The sequence below is a fragment of the Pseudomonas sp. TH06 genome (assembly GCF_016651305.1).
GTDB lineage: Bacteria > Pseudomonadota > Gammaproteobacteria > Pseudomonadales > Pseudomonadaceae > Aquipseudomonas.
In genome coordinates this window covers 1,246,080-1,266,440 of sequence record NZ_JAEKEC010000001.1, presented here as the reverse complement: position 1 = coordinate 1,266,440, position 20,361 = coordinate 1,246,080, and the positions used below count along the sequence as shown (strand labels likewise).

The following is a 20,361-nucleotide window of genomic DNA, read 5'->3' as shown; positions in this document are numbered from 1 at the left end:
GAGATGTTGTCTGTCCCGGCCACCGTTACGAATGGGCAAGGAGGGCATTGCGACCCGGCTGGCCATGTAAGGATGCTGACGAATGCCGCGTATTGATGTTCCCGTATTACATCGTGGTTTACGCCCTTTGTTTCGAGTCGCGCTGTGCAGCCAGTTGCTCTGGCCGGCACTGGCGTTTGCCGACACACCCTACGATCAGATGGTGCGCGACGCCCGTGCCGGACAAACCGCGCCTGCGCTGAATGTGTTGCGTCAGGTGCCGCCGGGTCAGTCGACCACCGGTCAGATCAGTGATCACCTGCAGATTGCCAGTTGGGCCGGGCTCGACGCCGAAGTGGTGCAGGTCTATGAAACCCAAGGCCGCGACCGAGTCCTGCCGGTTCAGGCGCTGACCGCCACGGCGCGCGCCTATCGCAACCTCAAGCGTTGGGACCAGGCCACTCAGGTCTACAACAAGGCGCTGGCCCTGGAGCCGGATAACGCCGACCTGCAACTGGGCCTGGCCCTGACTCAGGCTGACGCCGGCAAACCCGACGAAGCGGTGACCCGCGCCAAAGCGCTGGTGGCGGCCAAACCCGATGATCCTTCGCGCCGTCTCGCACTGGGCTATGCGCTGACCCGCGATAACAAACCCTACGATGCCCTGTTCGAATACGATCAGGCCTTCAAGCGCGCCGGCACTAAACCGGAAGTCGCCCGCGAATACGTGGTCGCCCTGCAAAAGGCGCGTCTGCCCGAGCCGGCGCTGCGCTTGGCCAATCAACGTCCGGGTCTGATCGATCCGGTCACCTTGCGCCGCCTCGAAGGCGATCTGGCGGCCGAGCGCGTACGCCTCGCTGAATACGCCACCCGCAGTGAAAAAGAACGCTACGTCATCGCCGACCGTGCACTGGCCGATTACGACAAACTGCTCGCCACCTGGACGCCTGATGCGACGGCTCACGATGATGTAATTCGCTGGCGCATCGACCGCATGGGCGCGCTCAAGGCCCGCGCACGCACGGCTGACGTCATCACTGAATACCAGAAGCTGCAAGCCGAAGGCGTGAAGATTCCGACTTATGCCCTGCGCTGGGTTGCAGCGTCGTATCTGGATCAGCGTCAGCCGGAAATCGCCACCGATCTCTATCGCCAAGTGCTGTCGGCGCCAGACGCCGATGTTGGCGACCGCCTCGAAGACACCACCGCGCTGTACTACTCGTTGCTGGAAAGCGACCGTGCCGACGAGGCGCGCAAAGTCGCCGAAGACCTGGCCAAGTCCCAACGCCCGCGCATCGAACTCAAAGGTTTGCCCATCGGCAACCCCAACGATGAATGGATGGACGCCCAGCAACTGGCGGCGCAGGCCGGCACCTATGGCTCCGACTTGCCCCACGGTGAGGAGCGTTTGCAGACCTTGGTCGATCAGGCGCCGGGTAACGTCGGGTTGCGTCTGGCTCAGGCCGACTTGTACCTGGCTCGCAACTGGCCGCGCCGCGCCGAAATGCAGCTCAAGGAAACCGAGAGCATGGTGCCGCGCGACATGGGTCTGGAAATTGGCCAGGCTCACACGGCCATGGAATTGCAGGAATGGCGGCAAATGGATGCGCTGACCGACGACGTCGTCGCACGTTATCCGGATAACCGCCAAGTACAGCGTCTGGCCCGTGAGCGCGAAGTGCATGACATGTCCGAGCTGCGCGTCGAAGCCTACGGCGGCAAGGCAAACGGTGGTGGCAGCGGCAATGCCGGAGCAGTCAGCGGCAGCCGCGATTTCGGTATCCAGACAACGTTGTACAGTCCGCCGATTGATGAAGACTGGCGCGTATTCGCCGGTGCCGGTTATGCCACTGGCGATTTTGCCGAAGGCACTGGCAACCATCGTTTCCAGCGTGTCGGTCTGGAACGTCGTACCCGTGACATGACCCTTGAAGCCGAAGTCTCCAACCACTCCTACGGCTACGGCGACAAGCAGGGCGCGCGCCTGGCGATCGCCCGCGATATCAATGACAACTGGCAGTACGGCGGCAGCCTCGAATATCTGTCGGCCGAGACACCGTTGCGCGCGCTCAACAGCGACATCAAGGCCAACGGCGGCAGTGGTTTCATCCGCTGGCGCGCCAACGAGAGCCGCGAGTGGAAACTGTCGGTGAGCCCGTCGCACTTCAGCGACGGCAACAACCGCGTCGAAGCTTTGCTCACCGGTCGCGAGGGCGTCTACAGCGCGCCGAACGTGCAGGTTGATGCGGGTCTGGAAGTCGGCACCAGCCACAACTCCAAGTCCGATGACGTGCCGTACTTCAACCCCAAATCCGACTTCAGCGTGATGCCGCTGGTCAACGTCAATCACGTGCTTTACCACCGCTACGAGACTTCCTGGAGCCAGCAGTTCCAGGCCGGCGCGGGGACGTACAGCCAGCGTGATCACGGCACCGGCGGCATGGCGCTGCTCGGCTACGGCCAGCGTTATGCCTGGAACGACGTGTTCGAGGTGGGCGGTTTGTTCAGTGTGATCAACCGGCCCTACGACGGTGATCGGGAGACCGATCTGCGTCTGCTCGTCGACCTCACTTTCCGCTTCTAGAAGAGTTTGAAGATGCCTTTGATTTCGCGTTTCATCCTTCTGCTGGGAGTGCTGCTGGTCAGCGCCTGCGCCCAGCAAGCTCCGGCCTTCGCGCCGCCGTCCGAGCGTCCGCTGGCGGCCAGTGAAAAACCGTGGCCGAAAAATCACGTGCTCGGGATTGCCTATCACGACGTCGAAGACCGCGACCCCGATCAGGCCGTGGTGGCGGTGCGCACCGAGCGCATGATCGAGCAACTCGCCTGGCTGCGTGAAAATGGCTACAAACCGGTGACAGTCGACCAGATCATGGCGGCGCGCAAGGGTGGCCCGGAGCTGCCGGCGAAAGCCATTCTGCTCAGCTTCGACGATGGCTATTCGAGCTTCTATACCCGTGTGCTGCCGGTTTTGCGCGCCTACAACTGGCACGCGTTGCTGGCGCCAGTTGGCACCTGGATCGACACGCCACTGAATCAACCGGTGGATTTCGCCGGTGCCCCGCGTGCGCGTTCCGACTTCCTGACCTGGGATCAGGTGCGTGAAATCTCGCAATCCGGGCTGGTGGAAATCGCTGCCCACACCGACGCCAACCACAAAGGCATCCTCGCCAACCCGCAGGGCAACATGCAGCCCGCCGCTGCGACCCGGCGCTACGACCCAGTGACCAAACGCTACGAATCCGAGGCCGATTTCCAGGCGCGGATTCGCACCGACGTGAACAACATCTCGGAGAAGATCCGCAAGGTCACCGGTAAAAAGCCACGCGTCTGGGTCTGGCCGTACGGCACGGCGGACGGCACTTCGCTGACCGTGGTCGGCGAGGAAGGCTACGAAATGGCCCTGACCCTCGACGACGGTCTCGATGCCCTCGATAACCTGATGAGCAGCCCGCGCTTCCTCGTCGCCTCCGATCCTGACGGCGAGCATTTCGCTAACAGCGTCGTTGCGGTGCAGTCGGATTTCGCCATGCGCGTGGTGCATGTCGATCTGGACAACGTCTACGATCCGGATCCGGCGCAGCAGGACATCAACCTTGGCAAACTGGTGCAGCGCATGGCTGACATGGGCGCCAACACGGTATTCCTGCAAGCCTTCGCCGATCCGAAAGGCGATGGGCTGGTGCATTCGCTGTACTTCCCCAACCGCCACTTGCCGGTGCGTGCGGACATCTTTGACCGGGTCGCCTGGCAGTTGCGCACTCGGGCTCACGTCAAGGTATTTGCGTGGATGCCGGTGTTGAGTTTCGGCCTCGATTCGAAGTTGCCGCGTGTGACGCGCTGGGACCCGAAAACCGGCACCACCTCGGTCGATCCGGCGCAGTATCAGCGCCTGTCGCCGTTCGATCCGGAAGTGCGGCGGATCATCGGCGAAATCTACGAAGACGTGGCGCGCCTGACCTCGGTCGACGGAATCCTTTATCACGACGACGCGGTGCTCTCGGACTTCGAAGATGCCAGCCCTGAAGCGTTGAAGGCCTACGCCGCCCAGGGTTTGCCCGGTTCGATTGCCGCGATGCGCGATGACCCGGCAGCGATGCAACGCTGGACGCGCTTCAAGAGCAAATACCTCATCGACTTCACCAACGAGCTGACCGCCAAAGTCCGCGCGATTCGCGGCCCGCAGGTGCTGACCGCGCGCAATATCTTCGCCGAGCCGATGCTCAATCCACACAGCGAAGAATGGTACGCGCAGAACCTCGACGACTTCCTCGCGACCTACGACTGGACGGCACCGATGGCGATGCCGTTGATGGAAAAGCAGACCCAGGCAGAGTCCGGTCCGTGGCTGGAAGCCTTGGTGGCCACGGTCAAGAAACGCCCGGGGGCGCTGGACCGCACGGTGTTCGAATTGCAGGCCAGGGACTGGACGAAAAAGGATCAGGCCAATATCGATGGCGCGCATCTCGCGGACTGGATGGGTCGCCTCAAGCGTCAGGGCGCGACCAGTTTCGGTTACTACCCGGACAACTTCCTCGACAACCTGCCGGACCTGAAAACCGTAAGGCCTGCGCTCTCCAACAAATGGAACCCATGACATGCTGGATAGACTGTTAGCCCTGCTTGTTCTGGCGATTGTCCTCGGCGTACCGCTGGGGCTGATCTTCCTGGTCACCGGGCAGTTCCTGATGGACTTCGTGTTCTTCTACCCGTTGTTCATGTCCGGGCTGTGGATTGCCGGCGGCCTGTATTTCTGGCTGCACTGGGAGCGCCACTGGCCGTGGAAGGACGACACGCTGCCGCCGCCGCTGGAAGGCGAGCCGCTGATCTCGATCCTGATCCCTTGCTACAACGAAGGCGACAACGCCGCCGATACGATCCACGCGGCGCTGGCCCAGCACTACCCGAACATCGAAGTCATCGCGATCAATGACGGTTCCAAGGACAACACCGCCGAAGTGCTCGACCGACTGGCCAAGGAAGATCCGCGCCTGCGTGTGCTGCATCTGGCGGAAAACCAGGGCAAGGCTGTCGCTCTGCGCATGGGCGCCATCGCTGCGCGCAGTGAGTATCTGGTGTGCATCGACGGCGATGCGCTGTTGGCGCCGAACACCGCGGCCTATCTGGTTGCGCCGATGCTCGACAACGCACGATTGGGCGCGGTGACTGGCAACCCACGGATTCGCACGCGGTCGACGCTGGTCGGGCGAGTGCAGGTCGGTGAGTTCTCGTCGATCATCGGTCTGATCAAACGTACGCAGCGGGTGTTCGGACGGATCTTCACCGTCTCCGGAGTGATCGTCGCGTTCCGCCGCACCGCGCTGAACCGGGTGGGCTACTGGAGCCCGGACATGATCACCGAAGACATCGACATCAGCTGGAAGCTGCAACTCGATCACTGGAGCATCTTCTACGAGCCGCGCGCGCTGTGCTGGATTCTCATGCCGGAAACCCTCGGCGGGCTGTGGAAGCAGCGCTTGCGCTGGGCACAGGGTGGTGCCGAAGTGCTGTTCAAGAACATTCGCGGCATCTGGCAGTACCGCCATCGCTACCTGTGGCCGCTGCTGTTCGAATACTGCCTGTCGACCGGTTGGGCCTTCACCTTCCTGTTGTCGGTGATTTTCTGGGGCGTCGGCAAGTTCGTGGTCATGCCGGAAGCCATCGCGGTGGATCACCTGATGCCCCCGGCGTTTACCGGCCTGCTGCTGGCCTTTGTCTGCCTGGTGCAGTTCGCCGTCAGCATCATCATTGACCGTCGCTACGAGCCGGGTCTGGGCAGGACCATGTTCTGGGTGGTCTGGTATCCGTTGGTGTTCTGGTTCATCAGCCTGCTGACCACGCTGGTCAGTTTTCCCAAAGTGCTGTTCGGCCAGCATCAGAAACGTGCGCGCTGGGTCAGCCCTGACCGGGGGATCAAACCGGTCGGGGACGACGAAGAGGAGGTCATCAAATGAAAATCATCCGGACCCGCCAACGACCGTTTCTGGTTGTGGTGGATGTGATTCTCACTGTGCTGGCGTGGATTGGCCTGCTGTTTCTGCTGGTACGCGGGCTCTGGCCGCTGATCGAAACCCATGCCGGCGGGCCGCGCATCGACAACTCGGCGTTCGAAGCGCTGGGTACGTTGCAGATTTACCTGTGGGTGGCATTGGTCAATGCGGTGATCCTGATTTCCTGGGCGCGCTATCAGCAGCGCAAAAGCAGGAGTTTTGCCCAGCGGCGTTTGCCTTCGCCGGTGATCGACGACGAAGGGCTGAGCAAGAGCTTCAAGCTTTGCGATGACCGCTTTCAGAAACTCCGTACGCCGGGGGTGATGACCATTCACAACGATCAGGAAGGCGATATCAGCCACGTGGTGACGCATTTCTGGCCGGTGCAGCAGGCAGAGTTGCCGCCGCCACTGGCGCCAATCGAGCACCCGCGAGTGATTTTTCTGCACGCCGAGGATGACGACAACCGCGATCCGGTCAATCGGTCGACCTGATTACGGTAATCCAATGTAGGAGAGGGTCATTGATCGCGGATCAGTTTCCACGCCTCTGCAATGGACAGCGGCTGTTTCATGCGCTCAGCCAGCATCGCCATCGCCCGTTCTTTCTCACACGCTACGGCGGCGACAACGATGCCGTTGCGGCTAAATAGACCGATGAAGGGCGGCCGTTCGGGGGCGCCGAGAAACTCCACCTCATCCCAGTGTTCGGCATGGCCGAGGTAGTCGTAATTCCTGCCGAAATGCCAGGTCCAGAAATACGGCACATCGAGGTAATGCTCCTCGCCCCCGAGCATATTGGCCGCCGCGATCCGTGCGTGTTGTTGGGCCAGGCGCCAGTGTTCGATGTGCTGAGGCTGGCCGTTCAGCGGGAATGTGGCGATGTCGCCAATCGCCCAGAGACCTTCGGTCACGCGCATGCCGTCATCGACGCGCAATGACAGATCTTGCTCCCGGGGTAACGACGCGAAAGCCTCAGTGGCCGGCTGTACGCCGATGCCTGCCAGCACCAGATCGGCCGAAAGGCGCAAGCCGTTGTCCAGCAACACCGCCTCGACTTTGCCGTCCCCGATGATCTCTGTGGCCTCGTGCTCGGTGATGAATTTCACACCGTTTTCTTCATGCAGAGCGCGGATCGCCTTGCCCACCGCTTCGCCGAATTGCGCCGCGAAGGGCACTGCATGGCGCGCGAGTACCGTGACGTCGAGGCCGAACTGGCGCAGCGCCGAGGCGCATTCGAGGGCGATGAAGCTGTCGCCGATAATCACTGCGCGTTGATCAGGCTTCGCGGCGTTGATGATTTTTTCGGCCTGGGCTTTGGTGCGCAGAACGAAGACTTGCGCAAGGTTTGCACCGGGCAGTTCCAGTGCATTGGGCGTGGCACCGGTGGCGAGTACCGCTGCGTGGTAATTGAGCGTCCGGCCATCCTTCAAGTGCAGAGTTTTGCTCTCGACGTCGAGCCCGACGACTTCGCTTGCGACCCGATTGATGTGTTGTTCGCGATAAAAATCGTCATCGCGCAACGCTGGAGTTTCGTCCGGCGGCATTTCACCGGCGAGCACGAATTTGCTCAACACGGTGCGGTCGTAACCGGCATCCGGCTCACGGTCGATCAGCACGATACGGCCGCCAAAGCCCTTTTCACGCAGAGCCGCCGCACACGCAGTCCCCGCCGCGCCCGAACCGACGATGACGAACGTGCGCGGGTCATCGGCGGGAGTCGTGTGCGGGTCGGGCAGCGGTTGATCGTCTACCCAGACCTCTTCGCCACGCAGTTCCAGCGGATAGCGCTTGAGGCTGTCGAGGGCTGGCGGTTCGCATAACGCGCCGTCCTCGATGCGAAACGCCGCCTTGTGCCACGGGCAGATCAGGCGTCCGTGGCACAACGCGCCGTCAGCCAATGGCGCGCCGGCATGTGGGCATTCACCCTGAAATGCCCGTAATTGACCGGCCGTGCGCAGCAAAACAATCTTGCACTCGCCTATTTTGACTTCCAGACCACGGTCTTCAGGGACATCGGCGAAACGGGCGACACGGTGCAGGGACATATTCGGCTTCCTCGCGGGCATTTCTCTTACGAGTTTGCGCGACAGTGCGAGGTTCAGCCATTTGCTACTGCCACGGCACGAACGGTACGGCTATAGTTTGCAAGCCGACGACGGCCTCACTGCACAAGGTGCTCCCGGAATGACCCGATTGACCTCTCTCAACCCTTGGCTGGCGGCCGTTGCCGTTGCCCTTTGCGTGCAGTTTTCGGCGCAGGCAGCCCAGGAGCGCTTCACCCTCGACATCCCCGGTGTCTCGGACAATCGCCTGTTCACCTCGGCGGCGGCCAGCGATGCGGCAGGTTGCGGCGGCAAGAACCAGTCGCCGGCATTGAGCTGGAACGCCGGGCCTGCCGGCACCCTGAGCTACGCGATCGTCATGCACGACCCGGACGGCCAGAAAGGCCTGGGCGTCGATCACTGGATTCATTACGGCATCAAAGCCACGACTCACCAGATCGCGGCGGGTGTCGGCGCCAAATCCGCTTTCGAGGGCGTCGGCGGCACGAACAGCAAGGGCAACACCCATTACATGGGGCCGTGCCCTCCGGTTGGCGACAGCGCGCACCACTACATCATCCAGATTTACGCTCTGGATCTTGCGCCGGACGCCTTGCCTGCCGGACTGACCCGCGCCGAGCTGATGGAAAAAATCAAAGGCCATGTGCTGCGCAACAGTAGCGTGGTGCGGCGTTATCACCGCTGAAAAATATTTTTAGCGGTGTTTAACCCGAACTGAAAGGGCTGCCCGTCTCAGTGGATGAATGATCACTTTCATCCCGAGGTCAGCCCCATGTCCCTTCCTCTGTCTTTTCTGCGACCTGTAGCGGTCGGTGTGCTGCTGGCCGTCGCCGGTTGCGGCGCTTCTTCCACGCCGGAAACCGGCGCTGTGCGGGTGCCCGTTCCGTCTGCGCCGCCTGTTGCACAGGAAGCGGTGAAGGCCGAAGTCTCACTGGCCAAGCGTGCCGTGTACACCCTGCCCAATCCTGGTTTTGCGCCCATGCCCCGTGATGATAGTTATCCACAGGGCTATCGCGACGAGCCGCGTGAGCAATATCAATCGCTTGCCGACAATCCGATCCACAGCGTCGCCGAAACTCCGGTTTCGACTTTTAGCGCCGATGTCGACACGGGCGCTTATGCCAACGTCCGCCGCTTGCTCAATCAGGGGCGTCTGCCGCCGGAAGGCGCGGTGCGACTGGAAGAAATGGTCAATTACTTTCCCTACGATTACGCATTGCCCAGTGATGGCTCGCCGTTTGGCGTGACCACCGAACTGGCGGCTTCGCCGTGGAACCCGCACACGCGCCTGTTACGCATCGGTATCAAGGCGTCCGACCGCGCGGTTGCTGAACTGGCCCCGGCCAATCTGGTGTTTCTGGTGGACGTGTCGGGTTCGATGGATCGTCGCGAAGGTCTGCCACTGGTCAAGAGCACGCTGAAATTGCTTGTCGATCAATTGCGCGAGCAGGATCGCGTATCGCTGGTGGTGTATGCCGGCGAATCGAGAGTAGTGCTGGAGCCGACATCTGGACGGGAGAAAGCGAAAATTCGTACAGCCATTGATCAGTTGACCGCAGGCGGCTCGACCGCAGGCGCCTCCGGCATCGAACTGGCTTATCAAATGGCGCAACAGGCGTTTATCGCCAAAGGCATCAACCGCATCCTGCTGGCCACCGACGGTGACTTCAACGTCGGTGTCAGCGACTTCGACAGCCTGAAACAAATGGCTGTGGATAAACGCAAAACCGGGATATCCCTGACCACCCTGGGTTTTGGTGTGGATAACTACAATGAACACTTGATGGAGCAACTGGCCGATGCCGGCGACGGCAACTACGCCTACATCGACAACCTGCGCGAGGCGCGCAAGGTGCTGGTGGATCAACTCGGCTCGACCCTCTCCGTGGTGGCGAAAAACGTCAAATTGCAGGTGGAATTCAACCCGGCGCAGGTCAGCGAGTATCGTCTGCTCGGCTATGAAAACCGCGCTTTGAAACGTGAGGATTTCAGCAATGACAAAGTCGATGCTGGCGAAATCGGCGCAGGACACACGGTGACCGCGCTGTACGAAATTGTTCCGGCGGGGGAGAAGGGCTGGCTGGAGCCGCTGCGTTACGCTAAGTCGGAGTCGGTTGTTTCCGGGAAGAACGGGGAATTGGCGATGCTGCGTGTGCGTTATCAACAGCCTGAAGGTGGGAAAAGTCTGCTGATCGAGCGGCCGATTGCCAATCAGGTCGCATCGGCCAGCGAGGACCTGCGCTTTGCCGCCGCCGTTGCCGCGTTTTCCCAGCAGCTCAAGGACGGTCGCTATACCGGCGATTTCAGCCTGAAAGACACCGAGGCATTGGCCCGTGGTGCCCGTGGCAACGACCGTTTTGGCCTGCGTAACGAGTTTGTGCAACTGGTCGAACTGGCGCAGAGCCTGCGTAACACCACCGCATCGAATACGCTGCCCACTGAACGACGGGTTGAATAAGTGAGTCGTCTGAAAGGCTTTATCAGTCAGCTGTTTGCTTCGCCAGACAGCCCGACCGCCAGCAGCGATGAATCGCTGCTGGCGCGCTACCGCGAGGGTGACGGCGCGGCGTTCGAGATTTTGTACGGGCGCCATCGTCAGAGCCTGTATCGATTTTTACTGGGCTTGAGCGGCAAACCGGAACTGGCCGACGAGGTCTTTCAGGAAACCTGGTTGAGCCTGATCCGCAGTGCCAGTCAGCCACAAGGACGGGCGACATTTCGTACGTGGCTGTTCCAGATAGCCCGCAATCGCCTGATCGATCACTGGCGCAAACACGGTACCCAACAACCGCTGCACGACAGTTACGATGAACAGGTTCACGCTGTCAGCGATGAGTCGACCGATCCTGCAGAACTGCTGAACCTCAGCCGCGACAACCAGCGCCTGGAAAACGCCCTGCAAAACCTGCCCGCTGACCAGCGCGAAGTGTTCCTGCTGCGCGCCCACGGCGACCTCGACCTGGCACAAATCGCCAGCCTCACCGAAACACCGCTGGAGACCGTCAAGAGCCGCTTGCGCTACGCCCAGCAAAAACTGCGTCGGCTGCTGGCCGAGGAGGTACTGACATGAACGACGCCCGCCAGACACCCGAAGAGCAACTGCTCAAGCACTATCGTGAGCAACAAGGCAGCGAACCGCCTGCGCACCTCGATGCATTGATCCTCAATGCTGCCCACCGCAACGCCCCGGCCCCGAAACCAGGCTTGTGGCAACGCTGGCTCGACGCTTGCCGCAAACCGCGCTGGCAAGTCGCGTTCGCCAGCGTAGTGGCTGTGGCCCTGATGTTATCGCTGGTGCAACGCACGCCCGAGCCGCTGCCTCGATACGATTACACCCCGGCCCCTAGCCTCTCGGTACCCATGGCCGAACCGGGTGGCGCGCAACTGCACCGCTTGTCTGCCCCGGCAGCCCCTCGGCCCGCACCTGCGCCAATGATGGAGATGGCTGCGCCAATGCAAAGCGAAGCCTTCAGCGCCGACACCGCCGACCAAACCAAAGCCGCCAAACGCGCCGTTGCCCCGGCCAATGGTCTTGACGAACAACTGCGCGAAGTCCTGCGCTTGCGCGAATCCGGTCAGGCGCAAGCCGCGGATACGCTGTATGAAAACCTGCACAAACGCTACCCGAACGCCGACCTCGACGCCCGACTCGAACAGTTGCAGGAAAAATGAGCGCTTGATCCCCCAGCCATTTGGCATTGCCCGGCAAAAACGCGCACTATCGGGCCATAGCTGAATCGCTGGAGAACACCGTGGCACCAAAAATCGACCGCATCGCCCAACTCCTCAATTGCCCGGAAAAGGGCGAGCAGATGCGGCGCGCGATTACCGAAGCGCGTAAGGAGTTTCTGCTGAGTCAGTCGGAAGAAGACGTCGTTGAGGAAGACGAGGTTTTTGAGGAGGAGGCTGAGGAGGAAGAAGCTGACGATGAGTACGATGAGTTTGACTGGACGACGGAGTGACGCCGATTTGCCCGAGGTTCATTTTCAAAAATATCCAAACCTCTGCTTACGATGACGCCCGACTACATTGCTCAAGTGAATGGGAAGAACGACACACTCGATCATCGAATCAAAGCCGATCTGCATTCGCACGTAACAGTCGGTTTTGAAACGCGTGCAGCCAATGAGTACTGAATTACATCAGTCGCGTTGCGCGTTGACCGTTCACGCCAAAAAAGAGCACTATAAGGTACTATTTTTCGTACCTTTGGAGCCGTCATGGAGCAACTGCTAGCAAGTCGCTCGGTGAGCATTACCGAATTGAAACGCAGCCCTAGCTCCGTGATCGAGCAGGCTGGCTCGGAACCTATTGCGGTTCTTAACCATAATCGTCCCGCTGCCTACTTGTTGGCGCATGCGACTTATCAGGAATTGCTGGATCGTTTGCGAGCGGCTGAGTTGCGTGAAGCGATTGCTGCAAGTCGCAATGATCCTCGTCCGGCGGTCGCTGCCGACACCGTTTTTGCTGAGCTTGATGCGCTTATAGATGACATCGAAGCTGAGCAAAATCGTTTATGAGGCGATTGTTATTCTCCGCATTTGCAAGAGAGGATTTGCAGCAGATCGCCCGGTACATTGCTCGCGACAACCCCGGACGTGCTCGAAGCTTTGTAGGTGAGTTGCGTGTGCGCTGTGTTCAATTGGCCAGCCAGCCGAATCAAGGAATTTCCCGAGAGGATTGTGCCAAAGGGGTGAAAATGATTACTCACGGTCGATACCTGATTTTTTACTCGATTGTTGAGAGCGATATTCAGATAGAGCGGGTTCTCCACAGCGCGCGAGACATTGCTCGACTATTTGATCCCAACAATCCGGATCGATAGCCAGAACAGCTGAAAAACAGTCGCCCACAAAAAAGCCCCGGACCATCACAGTCCGGGGCTTTCTCGTTTAAATCAGTGGTGCACCAGGCGGGATTCGAACCCACGACCCCTGCCTTCGGAGGGCAGTACTCTATCCAGCTGAGCTACTGGTGCAGCGGGCGACATCATACCTAGGTCGGCTCGGGGCGTCCATGCTGGGTTTCGGCGGGTTTTGTCAGTGCGCGTGTCGGTTTGAGTGCCTGCATTCCATAAAGCTGTAACGTCCTGCAAAACCCTCGCTTGGCGCTTTCGTGGGTCTGTTCTATGGTTTCGCTGCGGCGGATGCTTTTTGCGCGTTGATCTGAAAATTTCCACAAATACGCCGTTTTTGTTCTTTTTTTCGAACGTCCTATTGTCCTTTAACCCCTTTGCTCCTACGATCCGTTTGAGATTTCAAACGCTCGATGATCGGGTGTTGAAGCGCAGGTGTTTCGAGTCGTGCACTATTGAAGCGCCTCATCCGGTCACAGATTTCCCTGACGGCAGCCTTGCGAGGCGCCTTTCTACAATCATAATTTGCTCCGCGCAGGCCGCGGTGCTGTTAAGGAAAGCCGACATGCAGCTTAAAGACACCCTGTTGTTCCGCCAGCAAGCCTTCATTGATGGCGCTTGGGTCGATGCGGACAACGGTCAGACGATCAAGGTCAATAACCCGGCCACCGGCGAAATCCTCGGCACCGTGCCGAAAATGGGCGCTACCGAAACCCGCCGTGCCATCGAAGCCGCTGACAAGGCGCTGCCGGCCTGGCGTGCACTGACCGCCAAAGAGCGTGCAGGTAAACTGCGCCGCTGGTTCGAACTGATGATCGAGAACCAGGACGACCTCGCTCGCCTGATGACCCTCGAGCAGGGCAAGCCGCTGGCCGAAGCCAAGGGCGAAATCGTTTACGCCGCTTCGTTCATCGAGTGGTTCGCCGAAGAAGCCAAGCGCATCTACGGTGACGTGATCCCGGGCCATCAGCCAGACAAGCGCCTGATCGTGATCAAGCAGCCAATCGGCGTGACCGCCGCGATCACCCCGTGGAACTTCCCGGCCGCAATGATCACCCGTAAAGCCGGCCCGGCGCTGGCTGCCGGTTGCACCATGGTGCTCAAGCCTGCATCGCAAACTCCGTTCTCCGCTTTCGCACTGGCCGAGCTGGCCCAGCGTGCGGGCATTCCTGCCGGCGTGTTCAGCGTGGTGTCCGGCAGCGCCGGCGACATCGGCAGCGAGCTGACCAGCAACCCGATCGTGCGCAAATTGTCCTTCACCGGTTCGACCGAAATTGGTCGTCAACTGATGGCGGAATGCGCCAAGGACATCAAGAAAGTCTCGCTGGAACTGGGCGGTAACGCGCCGTTCATCGTGTTCGACGACGCGGACCTGGATAAGGCCGTCGAAGGCGCGATCATTTCCAAGTACCGCAACAACGGCCAGACCTGCGTCTGCGCCAACCGCCTGTACATTCAGGATTCGGTTTACGACGCGTTCGCCGAGAAGTTGAAAGTGGCTGTGGCCAAGCTGAAGATCGGCAACGGTCTGGAAGACGGCACCACCACTGGCCCGCTGATCGACGAAAAAGCTGTCGCCAAAGTGCAAGAGCACATTGCTGACGCCGTGGCCAAAGGCGCCACCGTACTGGCCGGCGGCAAGCAAATGGAAGGCAACTTCTTCGAACCGACCATCCTCACCAACGTGCCGAAAAACGCGGCAGTGGCCAAGGAAGAAACCTTCGGTCCGCTGGCGCCGCTGTTCCGCTTCAAAGACGAAGCCGAAGTGATCGCGATGTCCAACGACACCGAGTTTGGTCTGGCTTCGTACTTCTATGCTCGCGACCTGGGCCGTGTGTTCCGTGTTGCTGAAGCGCTGGAATACGGCATGGTTGGCGTCAACACCGGGCTGATCTCCAACGAAGTCGCGCCGTTCGGCGGCATCAAGGCCTCGGGCCTGGGCCGTGAAGGCTCCAAGTACGGCATCGAAGATTACCTGGAAATCAAATACCTCTGCCTGGGCATCTAAGCCGGGAAAGGGATCGCTGCAAACGCAAAGGGCACGAGAGCGCTGTCCCTTTGCGTCGTTTCAAACCGGAATTTTCTCTGCGGCCGGAAACGCCGTGGCAGTCGATCATCGCATGCTGCCACCGTCGATTTCTCCCGCTTAATCCTTGAACCACGCCGCCCGATGAGCGGTGAATGAGGACTGTAATGAGCAAGACTAACGCTGAACTGATGGCCCGCCGTACCGCTGCCGTACCTCGTGGTGTTGGCCAGATTCACCCGATCTTCGCCGAATCCGCGAAGAACGCTACCGTGACAGACGTTGAAGGTCGTGAGTTCATTGACTTCGCCGGCGGTATCGCCGTGCTGAACACCGGCCACGTGCACCCGAAAATCATCGCTGCCGTGACCGAACAGCTGAACAAGCTGACTCACACCTGCTTCCAGGTACTGGCTTACGAGCCGTACGTTGAGCTGTGCGAAAAAATCAACGCCAAGGTGCCAGGTGATTTCGCCAAGAAAACCCTGCTGGTGACCACCGGTTCCGAAGCGGTCGAAAACGCCGTGAAAATTGCCCGTGCCGCCACTGGCCGTGCCGGCGTGATCGCCTTCACCGGCGCTTACCACGGTCGCACCATGATGACCCTGGGCCTGACCGGTAAAGTCGTGCCTTACTCGGCCGGCATGGGCCTGATGCCAGGCGGCATCTTCCGCGCGCTGTACCCGAACGAACTGCACGGCGTGAGCATCGACGACTCGATCGCTTCCATCGAACGCATCTTCAAGAACGACGCCGAGCCGAAAGACATCGCTGCGATCATCATCGAACCTGTTCAGGGTGAAGGTGGTTTCTACGTCGCGCCGAAAGAGTTCATGAAGCGTCTGCGCGCTTTGTGCGACCAACACGGCATCCTGCTGATCGCTGACGAAGTACAGACTGGCGCTGGCCGTACCGGTACCTTCTTCGCCATGGAACAGATGGGCGTTGCTGCCGATCTGACCACCTTCGCCAAATCCATCGCCGGCGGCTTCCCGCTGGCCGGTGTTTGCGGCAAGGCCGAATACATGGACGCCATCGCTCCAGGCGGCCTGGGCGGCACCTACGCCGGTAGCCCGATCGCTTGCGCTGCTGCTCTGGCAGTGATGGAAGTGTTCGAAGAAGAAAAACTGCTGGATCGCTGCAAGTCTGTCGGTGAGCGTCTGGTCACTGGCCTGAAAGCTATCCAGGCCAAATACCCGGTAATTGGCGAAGTCCGTGCCCTGGGCGCCATGATCGCCGTTGAGCTGTTTGAAAACGGCGACAGCCACAAGCCGAACGCTGCCGCTGTGGCATCCGTGGTGGCCAAGGCTCGCGACAAGGGCCTGATCCTGCTGTCCTGCGGCACTTACGGCAACGTGCTGCGTGTACTCGTACCGCTGACCTCGCCGGACGAGCAGCTGGACAAAGGTCTGGCGATCATCGAAGAGTGCTTCTCTGAGCTGTAAGGCTCAGAGCTGTGTGATCGGATCGACAAAAAACCCGCTTCGGCGGGTTTTTTTACGCCCCTTGAAACACATCGAGCGCTTTAGCGCTGTATCGAATGGCCAGCATTGGCTAAGGTTCAGGCATTGCAAGGGAGAGCGTGCATGACTGCCGTTGAATTACCCGCCGTACCCCGAGTGCTGATTGCCGAGGCTGATCCGTGGTCTCGGGATCTGCTCAAACAAGTATTGCTGAATGTACGTTGCGACGCGCGGCTGGACTTGTGTGCCGATGGCCAGCAAGCGATGTCGATGCTCAGCGAAATCCCCTATGACCTGGCCATTGTCGACTGGGAGCTGCCCGGTATCGATGGCTTGAGCGTTTTACGCAGCGTGCGCCAGCGTAAACGCAATCCACCGCTGCCATTCATTCTGATGAGCAGTCGCAACGACAGCGCCAGCGTGCGCGAAGCCCTGCCGCTGGCGCCGACGGCGTACCTGGCCAAACCGCTGAACATGGAAAGCCTGACCGAGCGTTTGCAGGGTTTGCTGCTCAATGCCGGCGAAGAAGTGTTCTGTGAAATCCCGGCATTGGCGCCGGGCATGACCTTGTCAGTATTTCTGGAGCGGCGCCGTGAGCAGGCGGATGGCGCGCCGTTGATGACGGATGTGCAACTGGCGGTCAAACGCAGCCTCAATCCCAGCGGACTCGATCTGAAGCTGCTGGAAGATGAGATCAAAACCGATCCACAAATCACGGCAGTGCTGATTGCCGCTGCCAACAGCGCCGCGCAACACCATGGATCGCCGGTGCAGACGCTGGCCCAGGCGCTGCATCGGCTCGGCACCGGGCAAAGCATGAATCTGATTCTGGGGCTGGCGCTCAAGCGCAGCGCCAGACTCAGTGACCCGTGTCTGGCGGACTACGCCGAGCGTTATTGGGGGCTATCGCTGCACACGGCCGAATACGCCCGCACCCTGGCGCGCCTGTTGGATCTGGATCAGGAGCGCTGCTACTGCGCGGGCATGCTGCATCGCCTGGGTGATCTGGCATTGCTGCGTTGTTTGCAGGAATGGCAGCAGGCCGGTGGGGCACTGGATGAGCTGGAAGAAGTGGGCGAAGCACTGGCGGAGTTTGGTGCGGCTTACGGTTCGGCGCTACGCACGCGCTGGCGTTTGCCGCTGGAGCTGCGTGAGTTGATCGCCTCGGTGTACCAACTCGGTGGCGGAGTGTATTCCCGCGAGGCGCTGGTGATGAATATGGCGGCGCAGATGGCGCGCCTGACCGAGCATGAAGGCGTCGAGGAATTGGCGAAGAGCCGCACGGCACGGCTGCTGAAGATCGGTTTGCCGGAGTTGATGCGGATGCGCAAATAATCTGACTTACGCAAACCTCTGTAGGAGTGAGCCTGCTCGCGATAGCGGAGTGTCAGACAACAATGGTTCGCTTGACACTCCGCTATCGCGAGCAGGCTCACTCCTACAATGGATTTCTGTGTAGCTGAGATACGGGTCAGGCAGAAATGATGCGGTTCTTGCCCTGGCGTTTGGCTTCGTACATCGCCGCATCTGCGCGGGCAAAAAGGCTGTCCAGGCTTTCGTCGGCCTCGCTGAGGCTGGTCAGACCCTGGCTGACGGTGATGCCGAACGTCTGGCCTTCATGGCTGAAGCTCAAACGCTGAATCTCCTGTTGCAACCGCTCGGCCACTTGCATGGCCATGTCCGGCGCACAGCCCGGAAACACTGCAGCAAATTCTTCACCGCCAATTCGCCCGAACAGATCACCCCGGCGTAACGAACTGCGCCCGCACTCGGCGATCTGTTGCAGCACGGTGTCGCCCACGGGATGCCCGTAGCTGTCGTTGATCACTTTGAAGTCATCGATATCCAGCAGCAGGAAAGCCAATGGCGCACCCTGCAAACGCGCTTCTTCGAACTCGCGATTGGCGCACTCGAAGAAGTGCCGACGATTGCTGCTCTGGGTCAGCACGTCGGTGGTGGCCAGACGTTGCAGCTCGTTTTCCATCTGCTTTTTGTCGGTGATGTCCTCGGCGATGCCGACAATGATCACCGGTTGCCCGGGTTCATCCTGACGGTTGATGAAGCATTTATCGCTGAGCCAGCGTACCTGGCCGTCGGCGGCGATGATGCGGTATTCGCGATTTTCGACGGCGCCGGTGTGCAGGACTTCGGCGAGGCTGCGTTCGGCGTATTCCAGATCGTCTGGGTAGATGCTGTCGCGCCACTCGTTGTAGTCGGCCAAGAGCAGGCCTGCGGAGCGGCCGAAAATCCGTTCATAGGCAGGACTGACATAGAGCACTTGACGGGTTTCCCAGTTGAAAGCCCAGAGTACGGCGTTGACGCTAACCAGCAGCGAGCTGAACAGTTGTTCGCGTTCGCTCAACCGCGCCACTTCGCCTTGGGCGTGCATCAGCGCCATCAGGGTTTGCGCGGCCTCGGGCCATTGCGGGAGAGATGAGTCTTTTTGATTGTTGTTGACCATCGGCACAGTTCTCAAAGGGCGTGCCGCAATTCGACAACGGCCACAGTACAGCCCGCCGGGATGGCGAAGTGTCTTTGAGATAGGGGAATGGAAGCGAAGTTCCCAGCGGCAGAGGGGTTCTGCCGGGTGGTAGTGGCGACGCGTTTCAACAATGAGAACGCGTCGTCAAAATTGCGCTAGCTACGCTACCGATCTGGGATAAATCCCCTCGCCACAGGGGATTCATACAACACAATCAGGCTGCGGCGGGGCGCAGCGAGTAGGTTTTCAACTGGTCGGCAAATTCGCGCAGGGACTGGATGCCGCTGGCCTCGGCCTCGTGTACCCATTCCTTGATGGCGGCGAGCATGTCGTGGCCATTTGCGCTGGTCTTGACCCAGATCTGCTGCAGGGCCAGGCGTTTTTCGTAAATTACCTTCAGCGCCTGGCTGTGCTCGAGGATGTTCTGGATGCGTGCGTGGTGACGATCCTCCAGCAGGCTGGTTTCCCGCGACAACAGGCGTTTGGCCCGGTGGAACTGGTGACGCACCGAATGATCGACCTTGGCCAGTTCCTGCTTGACCAGCGGCCCGATCACCAATTTGCGGTACTGGGCCATGATCTGGAAGCGGTTGTTGAGGATCGCCATGGCGGTGTCCATGTCCAGGCTGCCTTTGCCTTCGACACGGTGAGCAATCGGCGCAACACGCTGCACCTTGGCAAGACGCAGGAAGCTGAAGACTTTGATCCACGCCCAACCGAGATCGAACTCCCACTTCTTCACCGACAGCTTGGCCGAGTTAGGGTAGGTGTGATGGTTGTTGTGCAGTTCTTCGCCACCGATCAGGATGCCCCACGGCACCAGATTGGTCGCCGCGTCGCGGCATTCGAAATTGCGATAGCCGACCGCATGACCCAGGCCGTTGATGACGCCGGCAGCCCACACCGGAATCCACATCATCTGGATCGCCCAGATGGTGATGCCGATGGTGCCGAACAGCAGCAGGTCGATGACGCCCATGATCGCCACGCCCAGCAGCGGGTAGCGGCTGTAGACGTTGCGCTCGATCCAGTCTTCCGGGCAGTTCTTGCCGTAGATGCGCAGGGTTTCCGGATTCTGGGCTTCGGCGCGATACAGTTCGGCGCCGGTACGCAGCACGGTGGACAAACCTTTGATGACCGGGCTGTGCGGGTCGTCTTCGGTTTCGCATTTGGCATGGTGTTTACGGTGGATGGCGGTCCACTCGCGGGTGTTCTGCGCCGTGGTCAGCCACAGCCAGAAACGGAAAAAGTGCTTAAGGCCGGCATTCAGCTCCAGCGAGCGATGGGCCGAGTAACGGTGCAGATAGACCGTGACGGCGACAATTGTCACGTGGGTCATCAGCAGGGTGACAGCGACCAGTGACCAGGCCGACAAGCCAAGAAAACCTTCGTACCACATAGGCTATAGGGCCCTCGATAAAGATAAAAACAGCCGTTGCATTATCACCAAGCACACAGATAAAACCAGTCGCCCTTTCAGATAAGAGTCGCTGGATGTTTCTTG

At 60.1% G+C, this 20,361-nt stretch carries 17 protein-coding genes and 1 tRNA gene; 14 read left to right on the top strand and 4 right to left on the bottom strand.

Features of this window, described 5'->3' with window-relative positions; translation table 11 throughout:
- The first annotated feature begins 82 nt into the window (after positions 1-82).
- The 4 genes from pgaA to pgaD are packed head-to-tail and all read left to right on the top strand — an operon-like array spanning position 83 to position 6,460.
- Complete coding sequence (pgaA, locus tag JFT86_RS05585) at positions 83-2,563, top strand: poly-beta-1,6 N-acetyl-D-glucosamine export porin PgaA (RefSeq protein WP_201236049.1); 2,481 nt, start codon at positions 83-85, stop codon at positions 2,561-2,563.
- 12 nt (positions 2,564-2,575) lie between these two features.
- Positions 2,576-4,573, top strand: coding sequence for a poly-beta-1,6-N-acetyl-D-glucosamine N-deacetylase PgaB (gene pgaB, locus JFT86_RS05580; RefSeq protein ID WP_201236048.1), 1,998 nt, complete (start codon positions 2,576-2,578; stop codon positions 4,571-4,573).
- Position 4,574: 1 nt separating this feature from the next.
- On the top strand, positions 4,575-5,930 hold the full coding sequence (pgaC, locus tag JFT86_RS05575) for a poly-beta-1,6-N-acetyl-D-glucosamine synthase (protein ID WP_201236047.1): 1,356 nt from the start codon (positions 4,575-4,577) through the stop codon (positions 5,928-5,930).
- Positions 5,927-6,460, top strand: coding sequence for a poly-beta-1,6-N-acetyl-D-glucosamine biosynthesis protein PgaD (pgaD, locus tag JFT86_RS05570; protein ID WP_201236046.1), 534 nt, complete (start codon positions 5,927-5,929; stop codon positions 6,458-6,460). The genes pgaC and pgaD overlap by 4 nt, the downstream gene beginning before the upstream one ends.
- A gap of 26 nt (positions 6,461-6,486) precedes the next feature.
- Here pgaD and JFT86_RS05565 read toward each other — a convergent pair whose 3' ends face one another.
- Complete coding sequence (locus tag JFT86_RS05565; protein WP_201236045.1) at positions 6,487-8,013, bottom strand: apoptosis inducing factor family protein; 1,527 nt, start codon at positions 8,011-8,013, stop codon at positions 6,487-6,489.
- A gap of 139 nt (positions 8,014-8,152) precedes the next feature.
- Here JFT86_RS05565 and JFT86_RS05560 point away from each other — a divergent pair, with 139 nt between their 5' ends.
- The 7 genes from JFT86_RS05560 (at position 8,153) to JFT86_RS05530 (ending at position 12,856) form a co-directional block, all read left to right on the top strand.
- A complete protein-coding gene (locus JFT86_RS05560; RefSeq protein ID WP_201236044.1) occupies positions 8,153-8,716 on the top strand; it encodes a YbhB/YbcL family Raf kinase inhibitor-like protein in 564 nt (187 codons plus the stop codon).
- A gap of 87 nt (positions 8,717-8,803) precedes the next feature.
- Entirely contained in the window at positions 8,804-10,489 is a 1,686-nt protein-coding gene (locus JFT86_RS05555; protein WP_201236043.1) for a VWA domain-containing protein, read from the top strand.
- Positions 10,490-11,101 carry an RNA polymerase sigma factor gene (locus tag JFT86_RS05550; protein ID WP_347340306.1) on the top strand — a complete coding sequence of 204 codons (612 nt, stop codon included), beginning with the start codon at positions 10,490-10,492 and terminating at the stop codon, positions 11,099-11,101. It begins immediately after the preceding gene.
- Positions 11,098-11,703, top strand: coding sequence for a hypothetical protein (locus tag JFT86_RS05545; protein ID WP_201236042.1), 606 nt, complete (start codon positions 11,098-11,100; stop codon positions 11,701-11,703). Before JFT86_RS05550 ends, JFT86_RS05545 begins: the two co-directional genes overlap by 4 nt.
- A gap of 20 nt (positions 11,704-11,723) precedes the next feature.
- Positions 11,724-11,993 carry a hypothetical protein gene (locus JFT86_RS05540; RefSeq protein WP_201236041.1) on the top strand — a complete coding sequence of 90 codons (270 nt, stop codon included), beginning with the start codon at positions 11,724-11,726 and terminating at the stop codon, positions 11,991-11,993.
- A 258-nt stretch (positions 11,994-12,251) separates the two neighbouring features.
- Positions 12,252-12,551: a type II toxin-antitoxin system Phd/YefM family antitoxin gene (locus JFT86_RS05535; RefSeq protein ID WP_201231904.1), complete on the top strand. Its 300-nt coding sequence runs from the start codon at positions 12,252-12,254 to the stop codon at positions 12,549-12,551.
- Positions 12,548-12,856 (top strand): type II toxin-antitoxin system RelE/ParE family toxin, encoded by a 309-nt coding sequence (locus JFT86_RS05530; RefSeq protein WP_201231905.1) that lies wholly within the window; start codon positions 12,548-12,550, stop codon positions 12,854-12,856. The genes JFT86_RS05535 and JFT86_RS05530 overlap by 4 nt, the downstream gene beginning before the upstream one ends.
- A 76-nt stretch (positions 12,857-12,932) precedes the next feature.
- Here JFT86_RS05530 and JFT86_RS05525 read toward each other — a convergent pair.
- Positions 12,933-13,009: transfer RNA gene (locus JFT86_RS05525), tRNA-Arg, on the bottom strand.
- Positions 13,010-13,451: 442 nt separating this feature from the next.
- On the opposite strand from JFT86_RS05525, the gene gabD reads away from it, so the two are divergent.
- The 3 genes from gabD (at position 13,452) to JFT86_RS05510 (ending at position 17,710) form a co-directional block, all read left to right on the top strand.
- Entirely contained in the window at positions 13,452-14,894 is a 1,443-nt protein-coding gene (gene gabD, locus JFT86_RS05520) for an NADP-dependent succinate-semialdehyde dehydrogenase (RefSeq protein WP_201236040.1), read from the top strand.
- 185 nt (positions 14,895-15,079) lie between these two features.
- The gene (gene gabT / locus JFT86_RS05515) at positions 15,080-16,357 is read left to right on the top strand and encodes a 4-aminobutyrate--2-oxoglutarate transaminase (RefSeq protein ID WP_201236039.1); all 1,278 of its coding nucleotides are present in this window, start codon (positions 15,080-15,082) and stop codon (positions 16,355-16,357) included.
- Between the two features lie 141 nt (positions 16,358-16,498).
- The gene (locus JFT86_RS05510; RefSeq protein ID WP_201236038.1) at positions 16,499-17,710 is read left to right on the top strand and encodes a response regulator; all 1,212 of its coding nucleotides are present in this window, start codon (positions 16,499-16,501) and stop codon (positions 17,708-17,710) included.
- A gap of 136 nt (positions 17,711-17,846) precedes the next feature.
- Here the strand turns inward: JFT86_RS05510 and JFT86_RS05505 are convergent, their stop codons facing one another.
- Both JFT86_RS05505 and desA read right to left on the bottom strand, forming a co-directional pair.
- A complete protein-coding gene (locus tag JFT86_RS05505; RefSeq protein ID WP_201236037.1) occupies positions 17,847-18,836 on the bottom strand; it encodes a sensor domain-containing diguanylate cyclase in 990 nt (329 codons plus the stop codon).
- A gap of 235 nt (positions 18,837-19,071) precedes the next feature.
- Positions 19,072-20,256, bottom strand: a complete 1,185-nt coding sequence (gene desA / locus JFT86_RS05500) for a delta-9 fatty acid desaturase DesA (protein WP_201236036.1) — start codon at positions 20,254-20,256, stop codon at positions 19,072-19,074.
- Between the last annotated feature and the right edge of the window lie 105 nt (positions 20,257-20,361).

Coding starts and splice junctions, on each gene's coding strand:
- pgaA (WP_201236049.1), top strand. CDS start 83: ATGCCGCGTATTGATGTTCCCGTATTACATCGTGGTTTACGCCCTTTG.
- pgaB (WP_201236048.1), top strand. CDS start 2,576: ATGCCTTTGATTTCGCGTTTCATCCTTCTGCTGGGAGTGCTGCTGGTC.
- pgaC (WP_201236047.1), top strand. CDS start 4,575: ATGCTGGATAGACTGTTAGCCCTGCTTGTTCTGGCGATTGTCCTCGGC.
- pgaD (WP_201236046.1), top strand. CDS start 5,927: ATGAAAATCATCCGGACCCGCCAACGACCGTTTCTGGTTGTGGTGGAT.
- JFT86_RS05565 (WP_201236045.1), bottom strand. CDS start 8,013: ATGTCCCTGCACCGTGTCGCCCGTTTCGCCGATGTCCCTGAAGACCGT.
- JFT86_RS05560 (WP_201236044.1), top strand. CDS start 8,153: ATGACCCGATTGACCTCTCTCAACCCTTGGCTGGCGGCCGTTGCCGTT.
- JFT86_RS05555 (WP_201236043.1), top strand. CDS start 8,804: ATGTCCCTTCCTCTGTCTTTTCTGCGACCTGTAGCGGTCGGTGTGCTG.
- JFT86_RS05545 (WP_201236042.1), top strand. CDS start 11,098: ATGAACGACGCCCGCCAGACACCCGAAGAGCAACTGCTCAAGCACTAT.
- JFT86_RS05535 (WP_201231904.1), top strand. CDS start 12,252: ATGGAGCAACTGCTAGCAAGTCGCTCGGTGAGCATTACCGAATTGAAA.
- JFT86_RS05530 (WP_201231905.1), top strand. CDS start 12,548: ATGAGGCGATTGTTATTCTCCGCATTTGCAAGAGAGGATTTGCAGCAG.
- gabD (WP_201236040.1), top strand. CDS start 13,452: ATGCAGCTTAAAGACACCCTGTTGTTCCGCCAGCAAGCCTTCATTGAT.
- gabT (WP_201236039.1), top strand. CDS start 15,080: ATGAGCAAGACTAACGCTGAACTGATGGCCCGCCGTACCGCTGCCGTA.
- JFT86_RS05510 (WP_201236038.1), top strand. CDS start 16,499: ATGACTGCCGTTGAATTACCCGCCGTACCCCGAGTGCTGATTGCCGAG.
- JFT86_RS05505 (WP_201236037.1), bottom strand. CDS start 18,836: ATGGTCAACAACAATCAAAAAGACTCATCTCTCCCGCAATGGCCCGAG.
- desA (WP_201236036.1), bottom strand. CDS start 20,256: ATGTGGTACGAAGGTTTTCTTGGCTTGTCGGCCTGGTCACTGGTCGCT.